This window comes from Neisseria dentiae (assembly GCF_024580525.1).
Classification (GTDB): Bacteria; Pseudomonadota; Gammaproteobacteria; order Burkholderiales; family Neisseriaceae; genus Neisseria; species Neisseria dentiae_A.
In genome coordinates, this window is sequence record NZ_JANIKQ010000002.1 from 121,477 (window position 1) to 145,708 (window position 24,232).

The window sequence follows — 24,232 nt, forward strand, 5'->3', positions numbered from 1 at the left end:
ATCTAATTCGCTTCACAGGCCGTCTGAAAACCTTATTCCTTCTCCAAATACAGCCAAACCGTGGCCAGCGGCGGCAGGGTTAAGTTGAGCGACTGCGGTCTGCCGTGCGATTCCACCGCCTCGGTGGCGACGGTAGCACCCGATGAAACGCCGCTGCCTTGGTATTGCAGGCCGTCTGAATTCATCACTTCGCGGTAGGTGCCCGCGGCGTTTACGCCGATGCGGTAGTTTTCGCGCACCACGGGGGTAAAGTTGCTTACCACAATCAGGCGGTTGCCTTCGCGGTCGCGGCGCTCGAAAGCGAACACGGAATTATTGCCGTCGTCGGCCACCAGCCACTCGAAGCCTTCGGGCCATTGGTCGAGCTGGTAGAGCGGCGCGTGGCGGCGGTAGGTATGGTTGAGGTCGCGCACGTAATCCTGCACGCCTTTGTGCCACAGGCCGCCGTGCGCTTCTTCGAGCAGAAACCAATCAAGCGCTTCGTTGTAGTTCCATTCGCGGCCTTGGGCGAACTCGCAGCCCATAAACAGCAGTTTCTTGCCGGGATAGCCCCACATAAAGCCATAATAGGCGCGCAGGTTGGCAAACTTCTGCCAAGCGTCGCCGGGCATTTTGGCCAGCAGCGAACCTTTGCCGTGCACCACTTCGTCGTGCGAAATCGGCAGCACGAAGTTTTCGCTGTATTGGTACATCATGCCGAAGGTCATCAGGTTGTGGTGGTATTTGCGGTTAACCGGGTCTTCTTTCATGTAGCGCAGGGTGTCGTTCATCCAGCCCATGTTCCATTTGTATTGGAAGTTCAAACCTTCGGCGCGGGTAACGTTGGCAAACGAGGTGGATTCTTCGGCGATTTCGGCGGCGGCGGGCACTTCCTGCTGCAACATGGTGTTGGTGTCGCGCAGAAAATTGATGGCTTCGAGGTTTTCGCGGCCGCCGTATTGGTTGGGTATCCATTCGCCTTCTTTGCGCGAGTAATCGCGGTAAATCATCGAGGCCACGGCGTCCACGCGCAGGCCGTCGAAGCCGAAACGCTCTATCCAGTATAAGGCGTTGCCTTGCAGGTAGTTTTTCACTTCGGTGCGGCCGAAGTTGTAAATCAGGGTGTTCCAGTCTTGGTGGTAGCCTTCGCGCGGATCGGCGTGCTCATACAGCGGCGTGCCGTCGAAGTGGTTGAGGCCGTGGTCGTCAACGGGAAAGTGGCCGACCACCCAGTCGAGTATCACGCCTATGCCTGCGTTGTGGGCGGCCTGCACCAGCGCCTGAAGCTGCTGCGGCGAGCCGAAGCGGCTGGTGGGCGAATAAAGGCCGGTGGCCTGATAGCCCCAAGAGCCGTCGAACGGGTATTCCGACACGGGCAAAAGCTCGATATGAGTGAAGCCCATGTCTTTCACATAATTCACTAATTCTGTTGCCAAATCTTCATAAGTGAGCCAGAAATTGTTTTCGAGGTTGCGCCGCCACGAGCCTAAATGCACTTCGTAAATGCTGATGGGGCTGTCGATGGCGTTGGCTTGGCGGCGGAACGCAGGCTCGGGCATTTTTTCGGGCAGGCCGCGCACCACCGAAGCGGTGGTGGGGCGCAGCTCCGAGGCGAAGGCGAACGGGTCGGCCTTTTGGCGCACGTTGCCGGCGGCGTCGCGTATTTCGAATTTATACAGGGCGTTGAACGGCACGGCGGGGATAAAGATTTCCCAAATGCCGCTGGCGGCGTGGCGGCGCATCACGTGGCGGCGGCCGTCCCAGTTGTTGAACTCGCCGATCACCGAAACGCGCTGCGCGTTGGGCGCCCACACGGCGAAATTCACGCCGGCAACGCCGTCGAACTCGGCCGGATGCGCGCCCAAGGCTTCATAGGGGCGCAGATGGGTGCCCTCGGTGAGCAGCCATTCGTCCATTTCCTGCAAATGCGAGCCGTAGCGGTAGGGGTCTTCGATTTTTTCAGACGGCCCGTCTGCACTGTATTGCACGCTCAAGGCGTAATCGGGCGCGCCCTCGGGCAGCACGGCGGCGAAAAAGCCGCGGCCGTCGAGTTTTTCGGCCGCCGCAATCAGTTTGCCGCTGCCGCGTTCCACAATATCCACCGCCAATGCGTCGGGCACAAGGCAGCGCACCACTTCGCCGGTGCCGGCCAGCTCATGCCGGCCCAAGTAGGCAAACGGGTTGCCGTGGGTAGCGAAAAACAGGCTGTCGATGGTGCCGCGCTCTTGATCGTCGAGCGGCGGATAGGGTTGGGTTTGGCTGTTCTTTCTCATACGGACCTCGTTTAGCATGGCGAGTTGTTGCTCGATTAAAGGGTTGGCGGCAAACGCCTCCGCAGGCTGCGGCAGTTTGCGCGCCCAGTTGGGGTAGCCTTCGGCGATGCCCGGCACGTTGAAATTTTCGGTCATGCCCAGCAGGTTTTCGATTTGCACGGCATAAAGCGCGCAGCGGCTCTCGGCGCCGAAACGGTGCACGGCGTTGAGCAGGGCGGCGTCTAAGTTTTCAGACGGCCTGTATCCGTGGGGCAGGCAATGTGTTTCTTTCAGCGCGCGGATCAAGTCTTCTTTATCGCGCCCGCGCTGCTGCAAGGCCGTCTGAAAAGCCGCTTCGCCCGGCAGCGAACCCAAAGCATACATGGTTTGTAAATCGCTGCCCGCCCACCAGCCCGCCAGCGGCGCAACGTCGTGGGTGCTGGTTACGCACAGCGCCTGCCGGGGGTAGTGCTCGGGCAGCTCGTAACCGTGGGCGTGGCGGCTGAAATACATCACTTTGTAGGAAAAAATGCGGTAGCGGTCGAGCAGGCGGCGGGTGTCGTCGGGCACGGTGCCCAAGTCTTCGCCCACCACCACGCAGCGGTTGCGGTGGCTTTCCAAGGCGAGAATGGCAAACAAAACTTCTTGGGGGTAATGCACATAAGCGCCGTTCTCGGCGGTTCCGCCGCCCATCTTCCAAGCCGTTCCGCGTTGCGGCTCCTGGCCGTACTCTTCCGTACTGTCTGCGTCGCCGCGCCTTGAACGGCTTAGAATCTCGGCGGCAGCCTGTTCCGACACCACCCACCACAAACGGTTCAGCGACATCACATGGTCTATGCGCAGCACGCCGTAACAGCGCATATTCTCGCGTAATGTGGCGATAAACTCGCGGCAGCCGGTGCGGCGCATGGCCACGGGGTGCCACGGCGGCAGGTTCCAGTTTTGCCCCGCCGGGCCGAGCGGGTCGGGCGGCGCGCCCACCGACATTTCCATGCAGTATTGGTTGCGCTTGAGCCAAGTGTCGGCCCCGCCGCGCGCCACGCCCACAGCCAAGTCGCCGTAAAGGCCGAGCCGCACGCCGTGCCGCGCCGCCGCCTCTTCCGCCTGCCGCAGCTGCACGGCGCACAGCCATTGCAGCCATTTGTAAAAACGGATTTCATCCTCGTGCGCTTTTGCAAACGCCTGCACCGCTTCACTTTGCGGATGATGGAATTCAGACGGCCACGCCGTCCAGCCGCTCTCTCCGCCCGCGCCGCCGTAGTGTTGGTCTAAAGCCTCAAACAGAGCGAAGCCGTCAAGCTCGCCGCCTTTTTCTTCTTCAAACTGTTTAAAGGCCGTCTGAAAAGGCTGCGCGGCACGGCTTTTACTTTTTTCAAAATCGGCAAACACCAGCAGCAGGGCCTCTTTTTTCAGTGCCCACACCGCCGCATAATCCACCGTTTCCGCCGAACGCACCGCCGCCAGCCGCGCCTGCACCGCTTCGCTTGCCAGCCACTTGCGCGCCTTGGCGGCAAAACCGTATCCGGCAATAATGCCGCCCGCGTCGAGATACACGGCGTTCAGCCACAGGCGCGACGACGGGCTGTACGGGCTGGCGAAATCCGGCCGAGAAGTAAACAGCGCATGCAGCGGGTTGATGCCGATAAAGTCCACACCCCTATCGCCGCAAAACGCCGCTAGCCGCGCCAAATCACCGAAATCGCCCATGCCCCAGTTGTGCGCCGAGCGCAGGCTGTAAAGCTGCACGGCCAACCCGTTCATACGCCCACCATCTGTTATTTCCGGCGGTTGGTAAGCGTGTTCGGGCGCAGCCACCACCAGCACACGGTGTTTCAGACGGCCTTTGTTAATAATTAAACGATAATAACCGCTGTCTAATGCAGATAAAAAAACAGCAGAGCGGCGGCCGTCTGAATCCGACGCCGTAACCGTCTGCTGCTCATCATATTCGTTCGTTAAAGAGTAGCCGTCGTAACCCTCGAAATCGGGCGGCACGGCCAGCTCGGCAGGCCGCTGCGCCGTTATGGCCGCCACATCGTCAAACTCCCCTTCCGGCACGTCTGCCTCCAAACGTGCGAGCAGAGCCTCCAGCACCGCTTCTTTGGCCGGATGATAAACGCCGTCGATATCGTGGTAGCCGGCAGCCACCCCCGAACACGCGGCGCGTTCAAAAACCGAGTGATTACTCATATTCATTAATATATTGTTTGTGAAGTTGATTTTTTAATTTTGGCGCAGGTTGGGCAATAGTAATATAAATCCGCCGTTTTGTCGTAGGTAATTTCGTGTAGGAAGCTGATTAACTGATATAGGCCAAATCAAACACAGCTATCCTAATCTGAAAAGTTCTTTGGGTTAGCATCAACCTTCACCCATATATACCCGCTTTTAAAAAAATTAACCTTATTATACAATCGCCGCGCCTGTTACCATGCCGTTTTACAGATATGGGCAACATGCGGGAAAGCGTTGCCGAAAGTAGGTGCAACGCATTTTATTAAGAAAATTCAGGGAGTAATAAAATGGCTGTAAACAATACCAAACCATCATTTTCAGCAAACGACAATGAAGCAGCAATCAGCATAGGTACACGTCGTAATGATGTTCTCTATGGCAGCCTCGGACACACTATTTTTTATGGTGGTTTAGGCGATGACATTTATTATGTCCGTAACCATAATGATGTGGTGGTAGAAGAAAAAAGTGAAGGTACCGACACCATATATACCGATATAACCTACACCGCCCCCGCTAATGTGGAAAACCTTACCCTTACCGGCAGCGGCAACACCTACGGCTTCGGCAACAACGCCGACAACACCCTAATCGGCAACAGCGGCGATAACCGCTTAAGCGCCGGACGCGGCAATGATGCGCTCTACGGCATGGGCGGCAACGACCTGTTGCTCGGCGGTGATGACAGCGACCTGCTGTATGGCGGAGAAGGCAGCGACATTCTGCGCGGCGACAACGGCAGCGACTACCTCGACGGCGGCGAAGGCAGCGACTCGCTCGAAGGCGGCACCGGCGCCGACACCATGCGCGGCGGCCGCGGCAACGACACCTACTATGTAGATAACGCCGGCGATACCGTTATCGAAGAACGCAACGAAGGTATAGATACCATCTACACCAGCATTACCTATACCGCCCCCACCAATGTGGAAAACCTTACCCTTACCGGCAGCGGCAACACCTACGGCTTCGGCAACAATGCCGACAACACCCTAATCGGCAACAGCGGCCATAACCGCTTAAGCGCCGGACGCGGCAACGATGCGCTCTACGGTATGAACGGCAACGACCTTCTGCTTGGCGGCGACGGCAGCGACCGGCTTTACGGCGGCAACGGCAACGACATTCTGCGCGGCGACAGCGGCAGCGACTACCTCGACGGCAGCGAAGGCAGCGACAAACTCGAAGGCGGTATCGGTAACGACACCTATATCTTTGCCAAAGGTTACGGCCATGATGTTATTGAGGATTATTCAGGCCGCAATACCGTTCAATTCGGCCACGGCTTGCGCCCCGAAGATTTGAGCGTACAGATTACCGCCAATTCCGCCAATCCCAATCTGAACGATTGGATTTTAACCATCAAAACAACCGGCGAAACCCTTACCCTTAAAGCGCAGGAAAACGGTTCGACTTCCGCCGTATCCGCATTTGATTTCAGCGGCACCCGCCTTACCCCCTATCAACTGCTTGGCAAAGCACAACACGACTTTGGTAACGATACCGTCGTTACCCGCGTTTTACTGAAAGACGGCAATACCGTTTCCCACACGGGTAACGGCAACCAAGCTTTTCAGACGGCCTCATTGCAATATTGGGAAAGCGGTACAAATAACACCCGTTATAACAGCATAGTTGCCCCCTCTCCCGCCCAAGCCACCCGTTCCGTTTACGCAAAAGACAGCGACGGCGACGGTTTGGCAGATGCGGTTGACCGCAATCCCGCACAATGGAATGTATCCGAGCGCGATTTACGTATGTTCTCATCACTGGCTTACGAAAATAAAAACACACTGGAAACCCTGTTTAACGGATTCAATGGAGCGAACTATACAGGCACCGCACAAGCCGTTAACCAAAAATATTTCCTTGGCCAAGCCGATGTTTCTGAATTAACAGGAAAATGGGATCTGCTAACGTTTGGCAGCCCCGGAGAAGGATTGCAGTATGCCATATTCGGTAACAGTAAAAACTCTAACGGAACCTATGCAAATATTGTTTTGGCTTTCCGGGGAACAGACAAAATAATCGGCCTAAGTGATGCCGACGGAGATGATGATTCGGACATTTTGGGCGCAGATTTACCCGATCAAGCCCAAGATTGGTATCTTGACCCTATTCTGCAAAACATTGCTGCTTACCGACCTGAGAATGTTTATACAACAGGCCATTCATTAGGCGGATACTTGGCACAATATTTTGCCACTCATACCATGCAGAAGTTAACCGAGCAACAGAATAAATTCCAACACAGCAGCCTGTTCAACCCTGCTGTTATCAACATCGACAACAACTCAATTACAGCTTTGAAAAACGCGCGGCAGCTATCAGAACAATTTACCGTAACCCCTATTACAAACAGAGATCTAAACTCTGAGATAAATCTCTACAAAACTAACCCGTATGTAATTAAAGGCGAATGGGTCGGAGAAAAGCTAGGATTTTACGGAAACACAGCATTCTTTGATTTCAAACAAAATGAATGGTGGGGCAAACACGATATGACCAGTTTCTATGAGAAAGACAGCAAACTGCAACAATACTTCTCCCAAGGCTCCCGTATCGACAAGCACTATGGCAACCCCTACTTAAAAGACACCGACAGCGACGGTTTTTCAGACGGCATCGAAGCGAAAGTAGGCAGCAGCATATACAGCAGCCGGCAAACCCCTTATGCCACAGGCACTTCCGTTACCCATGCCGACGAACGCCCCATTACGGCCATTGTTCAAACCGAAGACGCATCAGGCAACGTTATCAGCATCAAAGGCGTGGAAATGCAGGCCAAGCAGCTGGGCAATCAGGTGGTGTACACACCGTCGGGCAAGGAAACCGATTTGGGCAGCAGCGGCTTCGATTGGTCGGCCTTTGAAAACCCGTCTCCTGCCAAGGGCACGGCAGCCCTGCAAGGCACGACAGGCAACGATGTGCTCAAAGGCGGCAGCGGCAGCGATTATCTGCTGGGCGGTTTGGGCAGCGACACCATTATCGGCGGCGCGGGGCGCGATACCGTTGCCTTCACGGCGTGGGATATCCGCGAAGGTAAAGCCGACCGCTTGGTTGATTTCAACCCTGCCGAAGACGTGTTGGATTTGAGCGGTATGCGTTCCCTGCTCTCAGGCGGCGACAGCCAATTGAAATGGTCCGACCTGCTGGTAAACGACACCGCGCTGTTTGCCTCCGACCGTGCCTACCTGCATTTCAACCCCTCCGAGCAAACCCTTGCCTACCGCGCGGCAGGTGCCGACAGCAGCACGGTATTCGCCCGCTTCGATAATGAGCAGGCCGTCAGCCTCAGCAGTGCCAACCTGATTGGCTGACGCTTGTTCAAATATATGTTGCCCAAACCACAAAGGCCGTCTGAAACATTTCAGACGGCCTTTTTTATCTTTTAATTACAGTAATTTAAATATAGATATTTTGTTGTTTCCATGGTGGATTGAATTACTTCGATACAAGGCAACAAGCCGCAGACAGTACAAGTACGGAACCGATTCCGTTACTGCTTCAGCGGCTTACAAAATCATTCTCTTTGGGCTAAGGCGCAGCAACGCCGTAGCGAAAGTTAAGTTAATCCACTATATAATCCGATTACCGTGATATAAACCGGATGCCGAAAGCTTTCTTTCGATAACGAACAAAAGAGGCCCGCCATGAAAAAAGCCCTGCTCGCCGCCCTGATCCTGCCCGCTCTCGCTCAAGCCTACCAGCCCGGCAAAACCTACCGCCTCACCGTGCTGCACACCAACGACCTGCACGGCCGTTTTTGGCCGAACGAGCACGGCGAATACGGTTTGGCGGCGCATCAAACCCTAGTAAAACAGATTAAAAACGAAGTGAGGCGCAGCGGCGGCTCGGTGGTGCTGCTCAACGCGGGTGACGTTAACACGGGCGTGCCCGAGTCGGACGCTCACAATGCGCGGCCCGACATCGAAGCCATGAACGCCATCGGCTACGAAGCGATGACGCTGGGCAACCACGAGTTCGACAACCCGCTGCAAATGCTCGCCATGCAGGAAAAATGGGCGCGCTTTCCGTTTTTGTCGGCCAATATCCGCCAGAAAAACAGCGGCAGGCATTTGGTTAAGCCTTATACCGTTTTGCGCAAACAGGGGCTGGATATCGCCGTGGTGGGTCTCACCACCGAAGAAACCGCCACGTCGGCCAACACTGCCTACACCCGCAACCTGATTATCGACCCAGCCGCCGATTCCGCCCGCCAAGCGCTGCAAACCCTGAAGCAGCGCAAGAACAAACCTGATATAACCATCGCCCTCACCCACTTGGGCTACCGCAGCGATGCCACCCTTGCCCGCACGCTGCCGGCCAAATCGTTCGACATTATTGTCGGCGGCCACAGCCACCACACCGTTTGCATGGATAATGCAGGCCGTCTGAAAAACAACCACCGCCCCGGCGATGCCTGCCGCCCCGATTTTCAAAACGGCACTTGGATTATGCAGGCGGGCGAATGGGGCAAATATCTCGGCCGCGCCGACTTCACCTTTAAAAACGGCAAACTCGCCCTGCAATCCTACCGCCTGATTCCCGTTAACCTTAAATACGAAACCGAAACCGCCGACGGCCAAACCGTGCACACCCTGTATCAAAGCGCAATCCGCCCCGACAAACAACTGGCCGCCAAGCTGAAAACCTATCAAGAACAGGCCGACGGCAAGCTCAATGTCGCCGTCGGCTCGGTGAACGCCAAACTCGAAGGCGACCGCGCAGTCGTGCGCCGCCAACCCACCAATCTGGGCCGCCTGATTGCACACGCCCAACGCCTGCGCACCGGCGCGGATCTGGCGGTGATGAACAGCGGCGGCATACGCGATTCGATTCAGGCCGGACGGGTAACCTATAAAGATATTCTGCGCGCGCAGCCTTTCGGCAATTTAATTGCTTATGTAGATTTAAACGGTGAAGAGCTGGCCCGCTATCTGCGCACCGTTGCGCTGATCCGCCCCGAAGAAGGCGGTTTTCCGCAGTTTGACGGCGTAACCTTGCAAGCGGACTACGATAAGCAGCGGGTAAGCAATATTCTGGTTAACGGCAAGCCTTTGGAAAACGGCAAAACCTACCGCCTGAGCGTGTCGGATTACCTGGCCAACGGCGGCGACGGCTATCCGGTGCTGTCGGATAAGCCTTCTTATGTGAACACGGGCTTTGTCGATGCCGATGTGTTGAAGCAGTATTTCGAGCAGCATTCCCCGATTGATGCGGCCCGGTTCGCACCAAAAACGCAGCCGTGAGATAAGAGAAAGTGCCTGCGTCCATATTCGCGGCTTGACCCGAGTCTGCGATTTGTTCCGTAACAAAAAGATACTCGGGTCAAGCCCGAGTATGACGTAAATGTTTTAAATGCCGGCATGAATTGCAAAATTCACTCAGGCCGAGACCTTTGCAAAATTCAACACCATCTGAAAAAACCTGAATTCCGTCATTCCCGCGTAGGCGGGAATCCAGACACTTGGCATCCAAGTATTTGTTTAATCAATACTTCAATATTTCCATCTGGATTCCCGCCTACGCGGGAATGACGGGATTTAAGCATTTCAGACGGCCTTAAGGTATTTTTGCAAAGGTCTCAGGCCGTCTGAAAGCCTCAGGCGTTTTCCGGCGCATCCCCGCCCTGCTCTGCGGCGGTTTCCAAAAACTCGTTTACCCCGCGCTCGCAGCGGGTTTTCTTTTCGTTTAACGTGGCTTTCAGCAAGGCATCATTTTGCGGCAGCGCGGCGCGTTCGGCTTCGTTGTGCCATAGGTGGTAGGCCACGCCGGCGAATTTGAGGTTGTGCCGCTTCATGCCGTTGTGGTAGCAGCGGGCGGTAAATTCGCTGTCTTCCCGCCCCCAGCCGACGAAATCGTTGTTGAAGCCGTTAACGGCCAGCGCATCATCGCGGAAAAAACCCATATTGCAGCTTTTGATGCCTTTGTGTTTGCGGTTGCCGCGCTTGGCAATCAGTTTCGACAGTTTGGTCAGCCGCAGCGCGGAAAGGCGTTTTTTGATGCCGCTGCTGTAAAACGACAAATCGGGCAGCGGCAGCAGGCGGTCGGCGAGAATTTCTTCGGTGCGCGTTTGGCTGATCAGCACGCGCGTGCCCTGAATCAGGCGGCCTTTGCGGGCAACGGCGATATGGTCGGCGATAAAAGAGGGGTCGAGCACCATATCGCCGTCGATGATAATCAGATAATCGGAAGAAGCGGCGGCAATGGCGCGGTTGCGCGACTGGGCGGCGCGGAAGCCTTCGTCTTTCTGCCAGGTGTGTTTCACCGTTACGGGGCTGACCCGGGCGAATTTACCCACCACTTCGGTGGTGCGGCGGTCGGAACCGTCGTCAGCAATGATGATTTCCTGCGGCAGGCGGGTTTGCGCGAGGGCGGATTTCAACACCAGCGCCAGCGCGTCGGGACGGTTGTAGGTGGTGATAATCAGCGACACGCTCATATTGCGGTTGTGTTCGTAGAGCTTTATATATTTGTAATACGAACCCTGGGCATTGGCGGTGGAAATTATCAGGCCGTCGGCGCCGTAAAAAATGCCCCGTTTCAGAAAATAGTTTTTCAGAAACGACGTGCCGCCGTGCAGCACGGCTTTGAATACGGAAGAAGTTTTGCGGTAGCGGTTTTCTTCGGCATAGAGCGTGCTGTATTGCTGCATTTTCTGAATCAGCCCTTCGGCGTTTTGAAACGAATAATGTTTCAGATGGCCTTTGAGCGAGCGCACATGGTTTTTCGGCCCCAATTGCAGCGATTCGTGTACGCGCCGGTTGTTGAAGCCGGCATAGTTGCGGTGGTAGAGGCGCGGCAGTATATCGGGATACCAGCCGCAGGCTTTGATAAAGCGGCCGTTATAATGGTTGAGGCGCGAGAGGGTGTAAACGGTGTTGGGGTCGTTGTGCTCCACCGCCGCGCGTATGCTTGCGATTAATTCGGCATCGGGCACTTCGTCGCTGTCGATGCTGAAAATCCAGGGGTGTTTGGCCATGGAGGCGGCAAGGTTTTTCATGGGGCCGAAGCCGGTGAACCCGTGTTTGCACACGCGCACGTTGGCAAACCCTGCGGCGATTTCGAGCGTGCGGTCGGTGGAGCCGTTGTCGAGCAGCAGCACTTCGTCGAAATCGGCCAGCGCAGCGAGCACTTCGGCCAGATAGCGTTCGGAATTCTTAACCAGCATGGCGGCGCTGGCGGGTATTTTTTTTGTTGGCATAGTCAAACCGTTGCAGGCCGTCTGAAAAATATTTTTCAGACAGTGTTTGTTTCGTTATTGGTTTTTCGGCAAACGCCGTTTTACTGCGGCACTCCGGCGGCAAAGCCTTATCCGTTTGCCCGCGCACGGGGCGGATATTTTTCCGCCAGCCACGCCAGCGCCTGCTTGGCGGCTTCCTGCTCGGCCGCGCGGCGGCTGTTGGCTTTGGCGGTGGTGATAAAGCCCAGCTCGCCCAAATCGCAGGCAATGGTGAATTCGGCGTTGCAGCCTTCGCCGTGCTGCGCTTCGATGCGGTATTTGGGCAATGCCAAACGGCGTGCCTGCAAGGTTTCCTGCAACAGGGTTTTGGCGTCTTTGCCCTGCCCTGCGGCATCGGCACCGGCCACCCGCTGCGCAAACAGGCGGCGCACGGTTTTCTCGGCGGTGTTGAAATCGGCGTCGAAACTGATGGCGGCGAAAACGGCTTCCATGGCGTCGGCCAAAATCGAAGGCCGGTTGAAACCGCCGCTTTTGAGTTCGCCCGGTCCTAAAAACAGCGCGTCGCCCACATTCAGCGAAACGGCGATGGCGGCCAGCGTGTCTTGGTTGACCAAGTTGGCGCGCATACGCGAAAGGCGGCCTTCGGGCAGCTCGGTAAAGGTTTCGAACAGCATTTTGGCAACGGTGTAATTAAGTATGGCATCGCCCACAAACTCGAAACGTTCGTTGTTGCGTGAGGAAAAACTGCGGTGGGTGAGCGCCTGCTCCAAGAGTTCGGGGCGTTTGAAGGTGTGGCCGAGCCGCTGCTGGATTTGTTGCAGCGCGCGCTGTTTGACGGGGTTGGGCTTCATGCGGGTTCTTTCGTTTTCAGTCAGCCCGAATGCTTTTCAACACTTTAAAAAAAGCGCAAATGCAGAAAAGGTTTAAGGCTGGTTGATTATTAAAATTTGCAAATGTCTCAGGCCGTCTGAAAAATATTTTCAGACGGCCTGCTATTGTATAACAAATGTTTATTTGCCCAAAGCGGCCAATACTTCCGCTTTCACGGTTTCAACGGCCTGCGTGCCGTCCACCTTGATGTATTTGGGCGCGTGCTCGCCGGTGAGCTTGCTGTAAAAGCCGATTAACACGGCGGTTTGGTCGTGATACACCTCGAGGCGTTTTTTCACGGTTTCTTCTTTGTCGTCGTCGCGCTGGATCAAATCCTCGCCGGTTACGTCGTCTTTGCCCTCGGTTTTCGGCGGGTTGAACGTAACGTGGTAGGTGCGGCCCGAAGGCAGGTGCACGCGGCGGCCGCTCATGCGGTTCACAATCACCGCATCGGGCACGTCGATTTCCACAACCGCGTCCAAATCCACGCCCGCCTCCACCATCGCTTCGGCCTGCGCCAGCGTGCGCGGGAAACCGTCGAACAGAAAACCGTTTTTGCAGTCGCTCTGCGCGATGCGCTCTTTCACCATGCCGATGATGATGTCGTCGCGCACCAGGCCGCCTTCGTCGATGATTTTTTTCGCTTCCAAACCCAAAGGCGTGCCGGCCTTAATCGCCGCGCGCAGCATGTCGCCGGTGGAAATCTGCGGAATGCCGAAAGCGGCGGTGATAAATTGCGCCTGCGTGCCTTTGCCCGCACCCGGTGCGCCGAGCAGTAATACTTTCATTGTGTGTTCCTTCAAACGAGTTGATAGAGGCAGAAATATTCCGGCAGCTATCTTAATATGGTTGGGCGGTTGTGAAAAGGCCGTCTGAAAAGCGGACGAAAACTTTTTCGGGCAGGGGCGATTTGTGCGATAATCTGCCCGAAATTTCCAACCGACATTCCACACGAGAACATCATGGCAGACGAAAAAAACAAATCCGACGATAAAAGCAAAGCCCTCGCCGCCGCACTGGCGCAAATCGAAAAAAACTTCGGCAAAGGCTCCATCATGAAGATGGACGGCAGCCAGCAAGACGAAAATTTGGAAGTGATTTCCACCGGCTCGCTCGGTTTGGATTTGGCGTTGGGCGTGGGCGGCCTGCCGCGCGGCCGCATCGTTGAAATTTTCGGCCCCGAATCTTCGGGCAAAACCACCCTGTGTTTGGAAGCCATCGCCCAATGCCAGAAAAACGGCGGCATCTGCGCCTTTATCGACGCCGAACACGCCTTCGACCCGGTTTACGCCCGCAAACTCGGCGTGAAAGTGGAAGAGCTGTATCTCTCGCAGCCCGACACCGGCGAGCAGGCGCTGGAAATCTGCGACACGCTGGTGCGCAGCGGCGGCTTGGACATGGTGGTGGTCGATTCCGTTGCCGCGCTCGTACCCAAAGCCGAAATCGAAGGCGAAATGGGCGACAGCCACGTCGGCCTGCAAGCCCGCCTGATGAGCCAGGCGTTGCGCAAACTCACCGGCCACATCAAAAAAACCAACACATTGGTGGTGTTTATCAACCAAATCCGCATGAAAATCGGCGTGATGTTCGGCAGCCCCGAAACCACCACCGGCGGCAACGCGCTGAAGTTCTACGCCTCCGTGCGCCTTGATATCCGCCGCACCGGCCAAATCAAAAAAGGCGACGACATTTTGGGCAACGAAACCAAAGTGAAAGTGATTAAAAACAAAGTCGCCCCGCCCTTCCGCCAAGCCGAATTCGACATCCTCTACGGCGAAGGCATCAGCTGGGAAGGCGAGCTGGTGGATTTGGGCGTGAAATACGACATCGTCGAAAAATCAGGCGCATGGTATGCCTATAACGGCGCCAAAATCGGCCAGGGCAAAGACAATGTGCGCGTGTGGCTGAAAGAAAACCCCGAAGTGGCCGACGAAATCGACGCCAAAATCCGTGCCAAAGCCGGCACCAACGTGCAGATTACCGAAGGCAAACTCGACGAAACCGACGGCGACGCGCCCGAAGAATAAGCTGCCGCCGACCACCAAACAGGCCGTCTGAAACCGTTTTCAGACGGCCTTTCTCCACCCCGAAACCCTGAAAACTGCTATACTTCGCGCATTTCCCCACGCCGTTTTTGCAGCCATCCGAAACATGATCAGCAAACAAGAATACCAAGCCCAAGCCGCCGCCGGCTACAACCGCATCCCGCTGGTGCAGGAACTATTGGCCGACCTCGACACCCCGCTGTCACTCTACCTCAAACTGGCCAACCAGCCCTACACCTACCTGCTCGAATCAGTGGTGGGCGGCGAACGTTTCGGCCGCTATTCCTTTATCGGCCTGCCCTGCCGCACCTATCTCAAAGCATCGGGCAAACACGTTGATGTGTATTGCAACGGCGAAATCACCGAACAGTTCGACGGCAACCCGCTTACCTTCATCGAAGCCTTCCACCAACGTTTCAAAACACCCGAAATCCCCAACTTGCCCCGCTTCACCGGCGGCCTGGTCGGTTATTTCGGCTACGAAACTATCTACAACTTCGAGCATTTCGCCCACCGTTTCCAAAACAGCGGCAAGCCCGACACCATCGGCACGCCCGATATTTTATTGATGCTCTCGCAAGAGCTGGCCGTGGTCGATAACCTTTCCGGCAAAATCTACCTAATCGTGTATGCAAACCCCGCCGAAGAAAACGGCTACGAAGCCGCGCGCGAACGGCTGGAAGACCTGCGCACCCGCCTGCGCCAAAGCTGCGCCATCCCGCTCTCGCTCGGCAGCAGAAAAACCGAGCCGCAGCACGAAACCGGCGAAGCGCGCTATAAAGAATATGTGCGCAAAATCCGCCAATATATTCTCGACGGCGACTGTATGCAGGTGGTGCCCAGCCAGCGCATGAAGCTCGAATTCGCCGACCACCCGCTCTCGCTCTACCGCGCCCTGCGCACGCTCAACCCCTCGCCCTATATGTTTTACTACGATTTCGGCGACTTCCACATCGTCGGCTCGTCGCCCGAAATCCTCGTGCGCCGCGAGCGCGACACCATCATCGTGCGCCCCATCGCCGGCACCCGCCTGCGCGGCAAAACCCCCGCCGAAGACCTGGCCAACGAGCAAGACCTGCTCGGCGATGCCAAAGAAATCGCCGAACACGTGATGCTTATCGACCTCGGCCGCAACGACGTCGGCCGCGTCAGCCGCACCGGCGAAGTGAAAGTAACCGACAAAATGGTGATCGAGCGCTATTCGCACGTGATGCACATCGTTTCCAACGTGGAAGGCCGTCTGAAAAGCAACACCAACAATATGGATATCCTCGCCGCCACCTTCCCCGCCGGCACCCTTTCCGGCGCCCCCAAAGTGCGCGCGCTGGAAATCATCGAAGAGCTGGAGCCGGCCAAACGCTGCATCTACGGCGGCGCCGTCGGCTGCTGGAGCTTCAACAACGATATGGACTTGGCCATCGCCATCCGCACCGCTGTGATTAAAAACGGCACGCTCTATGTGCAAAGCGGCGGCGGCATCGTTGCCGATTCGGAAGAAGAAGCCGAATGGCAGGAAACCCAAAACAAAGCCCGCGCGGTATTGCGGGCGGCTCAGATGGTGCAGGAAGGGTTGGACAGGTAAATTTTAAGTAGGATGCATTTTTTCAGACGGCCTTTAAGTTTACGGATAAGGCCGTCTGAAAATCCCAATCCTAAAACCGAAAGAATTTATCAGACCGCAAAATGTATTCAGAAACATAAAAACCGTCATTCCCGCGCAGGCGGGAATCCAGAACGTTGATTTTCTGAAACTTTTAAAAATTACAGATATACAAAGGTCTGGATTCCCGCCTGCGCGGGAATGACGAAGTTGGATGCAATCAATAGCTCAAGGAAGCAAACCCATGCAGCCTGCCGTTTATATACTCGCTTCCCAACGCAACGGCACGCTTTACATCGGCGTAACCTCCAACCTGATACAGCGGGTGTATCAACATAAAAACCATTTGGCGCAGGGTTTTACTGTGCAATACAACGTGAATCTGCTGGTTTGGTACGAACTGCATCCGACAATGGAAAGTGCCATCGGCAAAGAAAAACAGCTTAAAAAATGGAACAGGCAATGGAAGTTGCGCCTGATTGAAGCAAACAATCCGACTTGGCGCGATTTATGGTCTGAAATTATGGAATAGCCTACGGTAAATCGCGGCACAATTTTATTTTTACCGTCATTCCCGCGCAGGCGGGAATGACGGAATTAACATAACCAAAAGAAAAGCAAAGTCATATACGCAACCAAAGCGGATAACAACAGCAGTTTAGGCCGTCTGAAAGCTTTTAAGACGGCCTCCCTATAAAATCTTGATAACAAACAAAACCATGCAAAACACCCCCATTCTCCCCCCTGCCGATCTCGGCATTCTCGGCGGCGGCCAGCTCGGCCGTATGTTTGCCGTGGCCGCCAAAACCATGGGCTATCGTGTTACCGTGCTCGACCCCGATCCGAACGCGCCGGCGGCGGAATTTGCCGACCGCCATTTGTGCGCGCCGTTCGACGATCAAGCCGCGCTGGACGAATTGGCGAAATGTGCCGCCGTAACCACCGAATTTGAAAACGTGAATGCCGATGCGATGCGTTTTTTGGCGCAACACACCCGCGTGTCGCCGAGCGGCGATTGCGTTGCCGTTGCCCAAAACCGTATTCAGGAAAAGGCGTGGATTCAAAAAGCCGGCCTGCAAACCGCGCCGTATCAGGTCGTCTGCAAGCCCGAAGATATCGGTGAAGCGAGCACGGCGCTGCTGCCCGGTATTCTGAAAACCGCCACGCTGGGCTACGACGGCAAGGGCCAAATCCGCGTGAAGACCTTAGACGAGCTGCGCGCGGCGTTTGCCGAGTTGGGCGGCGTGGCCTGCGTGTTGGAAAAAATGGTTGATTTGCGCGGCGAGATTTCGGTCATCGTATGCCGTCTGAACAGTGAAAATGTGCAGACTTTCGACCCCGCCGAAAATATCCACGAAAACGGCATTCTCGCTTATTCCATCGTTCCTGCGCGCTTCAGCGCCGATGTTCAGCAGCAGGCGCGGCAGATGGCGCGCCGCTTGGCCGACGAGCTGGATTATGTGGGCGTGTTGGCGGTGGAAATGTTTGTGGTCGGCGACACGCACGAATTGGTGGTAAATGAAATCGCCCCGCGCCCGCACAACAGCGGCCACCACACCATTGATGCCTGCGCCGCGAGCCAGTTCCAACAGCAGGTGCGCCTGATGTGCGGCCTGCCGCCTGCCGACACCCGCCTGCTTTCTGCCTGCTGCATGGCCAATATTCTAGGCGATGTATGGGGCGCAAACGGCGAAGAGCCGAACTGGCTGCCGCTGCAAAACCACCCCGCCGCCCATCTGCACCAATACGGCAAAAAAGCCGCCCGCAAAGGCCGAAAAATGGGGCACTTCACGGTGTTGGCCGCCGATGCGGATGCGGCGTTTGAAAGCGCAAAAATGCTGCACGGCAGTTTGTAAAGCGCGTGCATGAAAAGCCGAAGGCCGTCTGAAATATATTTTTCAGACGGCCTTAAGGTATTTTGCCAAGGTATCGGTCTGAGACCTTGGCAAAATACTTTTCAACATCTTAAAACCTCTGCGTCATGTTCGGGCTTGACCCGAGCATTTTTTTGTTCCAAAAGAAATAACAGGAGACCTTTGCAAAACCCTCAGATGCGGATGCAGTTCAAGGCGTAGCAGCACAGCGAGCGCAGACATATCACACGATAAGCAAGCAAGCGGGCAGTACCCTAAAGGGCATAAACGCACAACGCAGAAATGCGCCGCAGATGGGGGTTTTGCAAAGGTCTCAACAGATACCCGGGTCAAGCCCGAGTATGACGAAATGGTTATTAAGTAAGCAGTTTAACTATATCGCCTTTATTCAAGCTCACAAGCCCAATTCGTTTAAAAAGCGCACGTCGTCGGCCCAACCCGATTTCACTTTCACCCACACTTTTAAAAACACTTTGCAGCCGAACAGCTTTTCCATATCCAACCTGGCTTCAGTGGACATTTTTTTCAGCTTTTCGCCGCCTTTGCCGATCGCGATGGGCTTTTGGTTTTCTTTATCCACCAGCACCGCGATGTAGATATGGTAGATGCCGTTTTCTTCTTTAAACTGTTCGATTTCCACATTCATGGCATACGGCAGCTCTTCGCCCAAATAGCGGAACAGTTTTTCGCGCACGATTTCGGTGGCGAGAAAACGGCTCGATTTGTCGGTAACCATGTCTTCGGGATAGAGCGGAATCCCTTCGGGCAGAAAAGGCTTGAGCGCGTGCAGCAGTTGGGCGATGCCCAGCCCGTGTTTGGCGCTGACGGTTTCCACGCCGGCAAAATCGAATTCGGCGCGCACGGTTTCGATAAAGGCGGCCAGCTCGGACGGCGATTTGGCTTTGGACAAATCGATTTTGTTCACCACCAGCAGCACGGGAACATGCTTGGGCAGCAGGCGCATCACGCGGCGGTCGGCTTCGGTGAAGCGCATGGCTTCGATAACAAACGCCACCGCATCCACGCCGCCCATGGCTTCGGTAACGTTTTGGTTGAGGCGGTCGTTCAGGGCGTTGCGGTGTTCGGTTTGAAAGCCCGGAGTATCCACGAAAACAAACTGTGCGGTATCGTCGGTGTAGATGCCGGTTACTTTGTGGCGGGTGGTTTGCGCTTTTTTGCTGGTGATGCTGATTTTTTGGCCGATTAAGTGGTTCATCAGCGTGGATTTGCCCACGTTGGGACGGCCCACTATCGCCACGAAACCGCAACGGTATCCGTTTGCGCCGGGCGGGTGTTGGGAAAGGTTTTCGTTCATGGATTCTCTTTCATGCTCTTTTCAGACGGCCTGTTTTATTTTAGGCCGTCTGAAACGGCGGCGCCCTACCCTGCGTTTTGCGTATCCGCCAGCAGGCCGCGCCAGCGTTTTACCTGCAAACGCACTTGTTCGGGAGCGGTGCCGCCCAAATGGTTGCGGGCGTTGAGGCTGCCTTCGGGAGTGAGCACTTCGTACACGTCTTCGCCCACCAAGTCCGAAAAGCCTTGCAACACGCTCAGCGGCAGCTCGCTCAAATCTACGCCCTGCGTGTCGGCATGGCGCACGGCCAGGGCAACCACTTCGTGCGAATCGCGGAACGGCATGCCTTTTTTCACCAGATAGTCGGCCAAATCGGTGGCGGTGGCGAAACCCTGCATCACGGCGGCGCGCATGTTTTCGGGCTTCACGGTTACGCCGCGCATCATGTCGGCATAGATGCGCAGGGTGTCGATTAAGGTGTCGGCGGTGTCGAACAGCGGTTCTTTGTCTTCCTGATTGTCTTTGTTATACGCCAAGGGCTGCGATTTCATCAGCATAATCAGGCCGGTGAGATGGCCGATTACCCGGCCGGATTTACCACGCACCAGCTCGGGCACGTCGGGGTTTTTCTTCTGCGGCATGATGGAGGAGCCGGTGCAGAAACGGTCGGCGATGTCGATAAAGCCGAAGCGCGGGCTCATCCACAAAATCAGCTCTTCGGAAAGGCGGCTCAAATGCACCATAATCAGGCTGGCCGCAGCGGTGAATTCGATGGCGAAATCACGGTCGGACACGGCATCGAGCGAGTTTTGGCAGATTTGCTCGAAACCCAGCAGTTCGGCAGTGGTTTCGCGGCGGACGGGATAAGTGGTGCCGGCCAGCGCCGCCGCGCCCAAAGGCATACGGTTGACGCGCTTACGACAATCGGCCATGCGCTCGAAATCGCGACCGAGCATTTCCACATAGGCCAGCATATGGTGGCCGAAGCTCACGGGCTGAGCCACTTGCAGGTGGGTGAAGCCGGGCATCACCACTTCGGCGTTTTGTTCGGCCAGATCGATTAATGCGCTTTGCAGATCGCGGATCAGGCCCTGGATATCGGTGATTTGGTCGCGCAGCCACAGGCGGATGTCGGTGGCGACCTGGTCGTTACGGCTGCGGCCGGTGTGCAGGCGTTTGCCGGCGTCGCCGATTTTATCGGTGAGGCGGCGCTCGATGTTCATGTGCACGTCTTCCAAATCCAATGACCAAGTCATCTGGCCTGATTCGATTTCTGCTATAATATCGGCCATTCCTTTGCGGATAGCGGCAAGGTCTTCCGCGCCCAACACACCTGCCTCGTGAAGCATCTGCGCGTGTGCCAGCGAGCCTTGTATATCCCACTTCGCCAGGCGTTTGTCGAAACCGACGGAGCCGGTGTATTTTTTTACCAACTCGGATACAGGCTCGTTAAAACGGCCCGACCAGGTTTTGTTATCGTTCATCATTCGTCCGCTCGCTTATCGCATTATTAGGGGTTTTGTTGTAAAGATGCCTATTATACGTCAAATACACTCTTGGTTTGCAGTTCCCGATTTACGCAATTTCGGCACCATCTCGCGCCTGATGATGACGAGTATGCTGGGGCTGCTGCTGTTTCCGCTGATCAATAACTCCTCAGAAAGCTATCTCAGGCAGGTTTACGACAATGCGGCATGGGCGGCGCCCACGCTGCTGCTGATTCTGGTGAAAGGTTATGCACTGGCGAGCGCGCTGCCGCGCGTTACCGAATCCAGATTCGCCGTGCCCGTCGTGCACCTCTCCAACCTTTTGGTGTTTGTGGCGGTGGATTATGTGGTATTGGGCGAGCGTATGTCGTTTTGGCAGCATTTTTTCCTGTTCAATTTCTTTGCTTTGGGGTTTATGTACACCGAAGCCTCGCGCCGTTACAGCCTGGCGCCCTCGCTTTCCGAAGCGCGTTTGAGCGCGCTGACCGCCCGCATCCGCCCGCACTTTCTGTTTAACAGCCTCAACGCCGCCATCAGCCTGATCCGCCTGCGCCCCTATGATGCGGAAACCCTGCTCGAAAACCTGGCCAACCTGTTCCGCGCCCAACTGCGCGACGGCAGTCAAAACAGCACGCTGGGGCAGGAAATCGAATGGGCGCAGGAATACATCGCCATCGAGCAAATCCGCATGGGCCACACGCGCGTGCAGGTGATGTGGCAGCACCACGCGCCCGACGATGCCGAAACGCCGCACCTTCTGTTGCAACCCCTGCTGGAAAACGCCGTGTTCCACGGCATCGAATCCACCCACCGCCCCGGCTGCATTTCGGTGCTGACCACGCGGCAGAAACATTGGATCTATATCCGCATCGAAAACCCCTACGTTCCCACCGACAGCCAGGAAAACGCCAAACCCCACAAAGGCAATTCTATGGCACTGCGCAACCTGAAAGAGCGTTTGGCGCTGATGTACGACAACGATGCGGTGATTAAAAGCCGCCAACTCGACGGTATTTTCCGCGTCGATATCCGCCTGCCCTACCGCAGAAAATCTTCCGATTTGAAGCAGTTGTTCGGTTAAAAGCCGAACCCGTATCAAGGCCGTCTGAAAAGTTGTTTTTCAGACGGCCTTTTGTGTAAAAATCCCGCCGTCCTTCCCGCCGCCGCTTTAAGCTCTGCAAAGCTGGCGTATAATGCCGCCATATTTTTTATCCGACTAAGGAATCAGGCCATGCGTTGGCAAGGAAGAAAACAAAGCTCTAACGTAGAAGACCGCCGTGGTCAGGGCAGCCGCATCGGCGGCAAAGGCACCGGTATCATCGGTATCATCATTTTGTTGGTGGGCGCTTATTACGGTGTGGATTTATCCGGCGTTGTCGGCACACCGCAAATCGGCGCCGCAACACAACAGTCTTCACTCAGCAGCGAGCAGGAAGCCCAACTGAACGAGCTTTCGCGCGTGGTGCTGGCCGATACCGAAACCGTGTGGGCCGATTATTTCAGCAAACGCGGCAGCCGCTATACACCCGCCACGCTGGTGCTCTACACCGCCGGCACCCAAACCGCCTGCGGCACCGGCCAAGCGGCGATGGGGCCGTTTTACTGCCCTGCCGACCGTAAAGTGTATTTGGATTTATCGTTCTACGAAGATATGCGCAAAAAACTCGGTGCAGCGGGCGATGCGGCATTTGCCTATGTGATTGCCCACGAAGTCGGCCACCATGTGCAAAACCTGCTCGGCATTCTGCCGCAGGTGAACCAGGCGCAGCAGAGCGTGGGCAAAACGCAGGCCAACGCGCTTTCGGTGAAGCTCGAATTGCAGGCCGACTGCTTTGCCGGCATCTGGGCGCATTACGCCGTTAACCAGAAACTGTTTGAAGAGGGCGACATCGAAGAAGCCGTGGCCGCCGCCGAAGCGGTGGGCGACGACCGCCTGCAACAACAGGCACAAGGCTATGCCGTGCCCGACAGTTTCACCCACGGCTCATCCGCCCAGCGCATGGAATGGTTCAAGCGCGGCATGCAGGGCGGCGACATCAATCAATGCAATACGTTTGCTTCCAACTAAGTATTTGCTTTCAAAAAAAGAAAACAGGCCGTCTGAAAAGTTTTCAGACGGCCTGAGACCTTTGCAAAATTTTTTTCAATACCTTAAAACACTTGCGTCATGCTCGGGCTTGACCCGAGCATCTGTTTGTTTTAGAAGAAAAAGAGATACTCGGGTCAAGCCCGAGTATGACGTGTACTTTCTTAAGTTGATCGACTCTATATTAATGCGGCCGAACCGTTATTTCGCGGCGGCACGCGCTTCTTCCAGCCATTTGTCGACGGTGGCGCGGTTGGCTTTGATCCAGTTGTCGGCATGCTGCTGGATTTGTTCAGGTTTGTTTTCGCCGTCGCTGATCAGGGTGTTTTCGGCGTTCACGTCGGCAATCGGCAGTTGCGCCACGGCAAACAGTTTGGCGGCGGCGGGGTTGGCCTCGGCGAAGGCTTTGTTGGCAACGATGCGCTCGTTGTTGACGGCGAAGCCGTAGTTTTTACCGTCTGGCGCGGTGGTGTCCTGGTTTTCGGGGTTGGCGCTGGAAGGTACTTGCAGCCAGACAACGTCTTTGCCGGGCACGAGTTTGCCGGATACCCAATACGGTGTCCAAGTGTAGTAAAACACAGGCTTGCCTTCTTTATAACGGGCGATGGTGTCGGAAATAATCGCGGCGTATTGGCCCTGTTTGTGGGTGATGCGGTCGCGCAATTTGTAGGCGTCGAGCTGGTATTCGATGGTCGCTTCGCAGCCCCAGCCTGCCTGGCAGCCGGTGAGGTCGGCTTTGCCGTCGCCGTCGGTGTCGAACAGTTTGGCGATGGCGGGATCTTTAAATTGTCCAAGGTTGGTGATTTTGTATTGGTCGGCGGTTTTTTTGTCGATTAAATAGCCTTGCGCGGCACCGGTGATGTAGTTGCCTGCGCGGTAAAACTTGCCGTCGCCGCCGGCGTTTTTATACATTTCGTTGTGCAGCGGATCCCAGTTGACCGCCAGAAACGTACCGTCGCCGTTGGCCACGGCGGTGTAGGCGGCGCTGTAATCTACTTCTTTCACGGGCTTCACGTCGTAGCCCAGCTCTTTAAGCAGGCTGTTGACCACCAAGGTTTGGAAACTTTCTTCGGAAAGCGGGCTTTGCAGCGCCTGCACGCTCACGCCTTTGCCGGGCTGGCTTTGGCCGCCGGCGGCCGGTGTGGATGCGGTTGCGGTTTTTTCCGTGCTTTGCTGCTGCCCGCAGGCGGCCAGCGCGAGGGTGAGCAGAACGGCGGGAAGGGTGCGGTTGAAATGAAGATTCATGGCGTACTCCTTTGGGTTATTCGAACGGTTGCAAACGGTGGACAAAGCGCTTTTTCAGACGGCCTTTCAGTATCGGCAG

General features: G+C 55.8%; 15 protein-coding genes and 1 pseudogene. 8 read left to right on the forward strand and 8 right to left on the reverse strand.

Annotation, left to right across the window (positions count from 1 at the left end; translation table 11 throughout):
- Positions 1–32: 32 nt before the first annotated feature.
- Positions 33–4,427 carry a 1,4-alpha-glucan branching protein GlgB gene (gene glgB, locus NQ012_RS02585; protein WP_257065978.1) on the reverse strand — a complete coding sequence of 1,465 codons (4,395 nt, stop codon included), beginning with the start codon at positions 4,425–4,427 and terminating at the stop codon, positions 33–35.
- Between the two features lie 326 nt (positions 4,428–4,753).
- On the opposite strand from glgB, the gene NQ012_RS02590 reads away from it, so the two are divergent.
- Positions 4,754–7,786, forward strand: a complete 3,033-nt coding sequence (locus NQ012_RS02590) for a hypothetical protein (RefSeq protein WP_257065979.1) — start codon at positions 4,754–4,756, stop codon at positions 7,784–7,786.
- 333 nt (positions 7,787–8,119) lie between these two features.
- On the forward strand, positions 8,120–9,718 hold the full coding sequence (ushA, locus tag NQ012_RS02595) for a bifunctional UDP-sugar hydrolase/5'-nucleotidase UshA (RefSeq protein ID WP_257065980.1): 1,599 nt from the start codon (positions 8,120–8,122) through the stop codon (positions 9,716–9,718).
- 353 nt (positions 9,719–10,071) lie between these two features.
- On the opposite strand, the gene NQ012_RS02600 is transcribed toward ushA, so the two are convergent.
- The 3 genes from NQ012_RS02600 to adk all read right to left on the reverse strand — a co-directional run bounded on the left by NQ012_RS02600 (position 10,072) and on the right by adk (position 13,310).
- Positions 10,072–11,673, reverse strand: coding sequence for a glycosyltransferase family 2 protein (locus NQ012_RS02600; protein WP_257065981.1), 1,602 nt, complete (start codon positions 11,671–11,673; stop codon positions 10,072–10,074).
- 107 nt (positions 11,674–11,780) lie between these two features.
- The gene (gene rnc / locus NQ012_RS02605) at positions 11,781–12,503 is read right to left on the reverse strand and encodes a ribonuclease III (RefSeq protein WP_257065983.1); all 723 of its coding nucleotides are present in this window, start codon (positions 12,501–12,503) and stop codon (positions 11,781–11,783) included.
- 159 nt (positions 12,504–12,662) lie between these two features.
- A complete protein-coding gene (gene adk, locus NQ012_RS02610) occupies positions 12,663–13,310 on the reverse strand; it encodes an adenylate kinase (RefSeq protein ID WP_257065985.1) in 648 nt (215 codons plus the stop codon).
- Between the two features lie 174 nt (positions 13,311–13,484).
- Between adk and recA the strand changes: the two genes are divergently transcribed.
- The 4 genes from recA to NQ012_RS02630 all read left to right on the forward strand — a co-directional run bounded on the left by recA (position 13,485) and on the right by NQ012_RS02630 (position 18,023).
- Complete coding sequence (gene recA / locus NQ012_RS02615; RefSeq protein WP_257065986.1) at positions 13,485–14,549, forward strand: recombinase RecA; 1,065 nt, start codon at positions 13,485–13,487, stop codon at positions 14,547–14,549.
- 124 nt (positions 14,550–14,673) lie between these two features.
- Positions 14,674–16,149 carry an anthranilate synthase component I gene (trpE, locus tag NQ012_RS02620; protein ID WP_257065987.1) on the forward strand — a complete coding sequence of 492 codons (1,476 nt, stop codon included), beginning with the start codon at positions 14,674–14,676 and terminating at the stop codon, positions 16,147–16,149.
- A 262-nt stretch (positions 16,150–16,411) separates the two neighbouring features.
- A complete protein-coding gene (locus NQ012_RS02625; RefSeq protein WP_257065988.1) occupies positions 16,412–16,699 on the forward strand; it encodes a GIY-YIG nuclease family protein in 288 nt (95 codons plus the stop codon).
- Positions 16,700–16,886: 187 nt separating this feature from the next.
- Positions 16,887–18,023, forward strand: coding sequence for a 5-(carboxyamino)imidazole ribonucleotide synthase (locus NQ012_RS02630; protein WP_257065989.1), 1,137 nt, complete (start codon positions 16,887–16,889; stop codon positions 18,021–18,023).
- A 123-nt stretch (positions 18,024–18,146) separates the two neighbouring features.
- On the opposite strand, the pseudogene NQ012_RS02635 reads toward NQ012_RS02630, so the two are convergent.
- From NQ012_RS02635 to argH, 3 genes and pseudogenes are all read right to left on the reverse strand, one after another.
- A pseudogene (locus NQ012_RS02635) lies at positions 18,147–18,349 on the reverse strand (lipoprotein signal peptidase).
- An 86-nt stretch (positions 18,350–18,435) separates the two neighbouring features.
- Positions 18,436–19,356 carry a GTPase Era gene (era, locus tag NQ012_RS02640; RefSeq protein WP_257065990.1) on the reverse strand — a complete coding sequence of 307 codons (921 nt, stop codon included), beginning with the start codon at positions 19,354–19,356 and terminating at the stop codon, positions 18,436–18,438.
- 65 nt (positions 19,357–19,421) lie between these two features.
- The gene (argH, locus tag NQ012_RS02645) at positions 19,422–20,819 is read right to left on the reverse strand and encodes an argininosuccinate lyase (RefSeq protein WP_257066025.1); all 1,398 of its coding nucleotides are present in this window, start codon (positions 20,817–20,819) and stop codon (positions 19,422–19,424) included.
- A gap of 46 nt (positions 20,820–20,865) precedes the next feature.
- Between argH and NQ012_RS02650 the strand changes: the two genes are divergently transcribed.
- Complete coding sequence (locus tag NQ012_RS02650; protein ID WP_257065991.1) at positions 20,866–21,903, forward strand: sensor histidine kinase; 1,038 nt, start codon at positions 20,866–20,868, stop codon at positions 21,901–21,903.
- A 150-nt stretch (positions 21,904–22,053) separates the two neighbouring features.
- The gene (gene ypfJ, locus NQ012_RS02655; RefSeq protein ID WP_257065992.1) at positions 22,054–22,890 is read left to right on the forward strand and encodes a KPN_02809 family neutral zinc metallopeptidase; all 837 of its coding nucleotides are present in this window, start codon (positions 22,054–22,056) and stop codon (positions 22,888–22,890) included.
- A 219-nt stretch (positions 22,891–23,109) separates the two neighbouring features.
- Here ypfJ and proX read toward each other — a convergent pair whose 3' ends face one another.
- The gene (gene proX / locus NQ012_RS02660; protein ID WP_257065993.1) at positions 23,110–24,153 is read right to left on the reverse strand and encodes a glycine betaine/L-proline ABC transporter substrate-binding protein ProX; all 1,044 of its coding nucleotides are present in this window, start codon (positions 24,151–24,153) and stop codon (positions 23,110–23,112) included.
- Between the last annotated feature and the right edge of the window lie 79 nt (positions 24,154–24,232).

Bases quoted from the DNA above. Each gene is read 5' to 3' on its own strand.
- argH (WP_257066025.1), bottom strand. From the start codon at position 20,819: ATGAACGATAACAAAACCTGGTCGGGCCGTTTTAACGAGCCTGTATCC.
- era (WP_257065990.1), bottom strand. From the start codon at position 19,356: ATGAACGAAAACCTTTCCCAACACCCGCCCGGCGCAAACGGATACCGT.
- proX (WP_257065993.1), bottom strand. From the start codon at position 24,153: ATGAATCTTCATTTCAACCGCACCCTTCCCGCCGTTCTGCTCACCCTC.
- ushA (WP_257065980.1), top strand. From the start codon at position 8,120: ATGAAAAAAGCCCTGCTCGCCGCCCTGATCCTGCCCGCTCTCGCTCAA.
- ypfJ (WP_257065992.1), top strand. From the start codon at position 22,054: ATGCGTTGGCAAGGAAGAAAACAAAGCTCTAACGTAGAAGACCGCCGT.
- NQ012_RS02590 (WP_257065979.1), top strand. From the start codon at position 4,754: ATGGCTGTAAACAATACCAAACCATCATTTTCAGCAAACGACAATGAA.
- recA (WP_257065986.1), top strand. From the start codon at position 13,485: ATGGCAGACGAAAAAAACAAATCCGACGATAAAAGCAAAGCCCTCGCC.
- NQ012_RS02630 (WP_257065989.1), top strand. From the start codon at position 16,887: ATGCAAAACACCCCCATTCTCCCCCCTGCCGATCTCGGCATTCTCGGC.
- NQ012_RS02625 (WP_257065988.1), top strand. From the start codon at position 16,412: ATGCAGCCTGCCGTTTATATACTCGCTTCCCAACGCAACGGCACGCTT.
- NQ012_RS02600 (WP_257065981.1), bottom strand. From the start codon at position 11,673: ATGCCAACAAAAAAAATACCCGCCAGCGCCGCCATGCTGGTTAAGAAT.
- NQ012_RS02650 (WP_257065991.1), top strand. From the start codon at position 20,866: ATGCCTATTATACGTCAAATACACTCTTGGTTTGCAGTTCCCGATTTA.
- trpE (WP_257065987.1), top strand. From the start codon at position 14,674: ATGATCAGCAAACAAGAATACCAAGCCCAAGCCGCCGCCGGCTACAAC.
- adk (WP_257065985.1), bottom strand. From the start codon at position 13,310: ATGAAAGTATTACTGCTCGGCGCACCGGGTGCGGGCAAAGGCACGCAG.
- rnc (WP_257065983.1), bottom strand. From the start codon at position 12,503: ATGAAGCCCAACCCCGTCAAACAGCGCGCGCTGCAACAAATCCAGCAG.
- glgB (WP_257065978.1), bottom strand. From the start codon at position 4,427: ATGAATATGAGTAATCACTCGGTTTTTGAACGCGCCGCGTGTTCGGGG.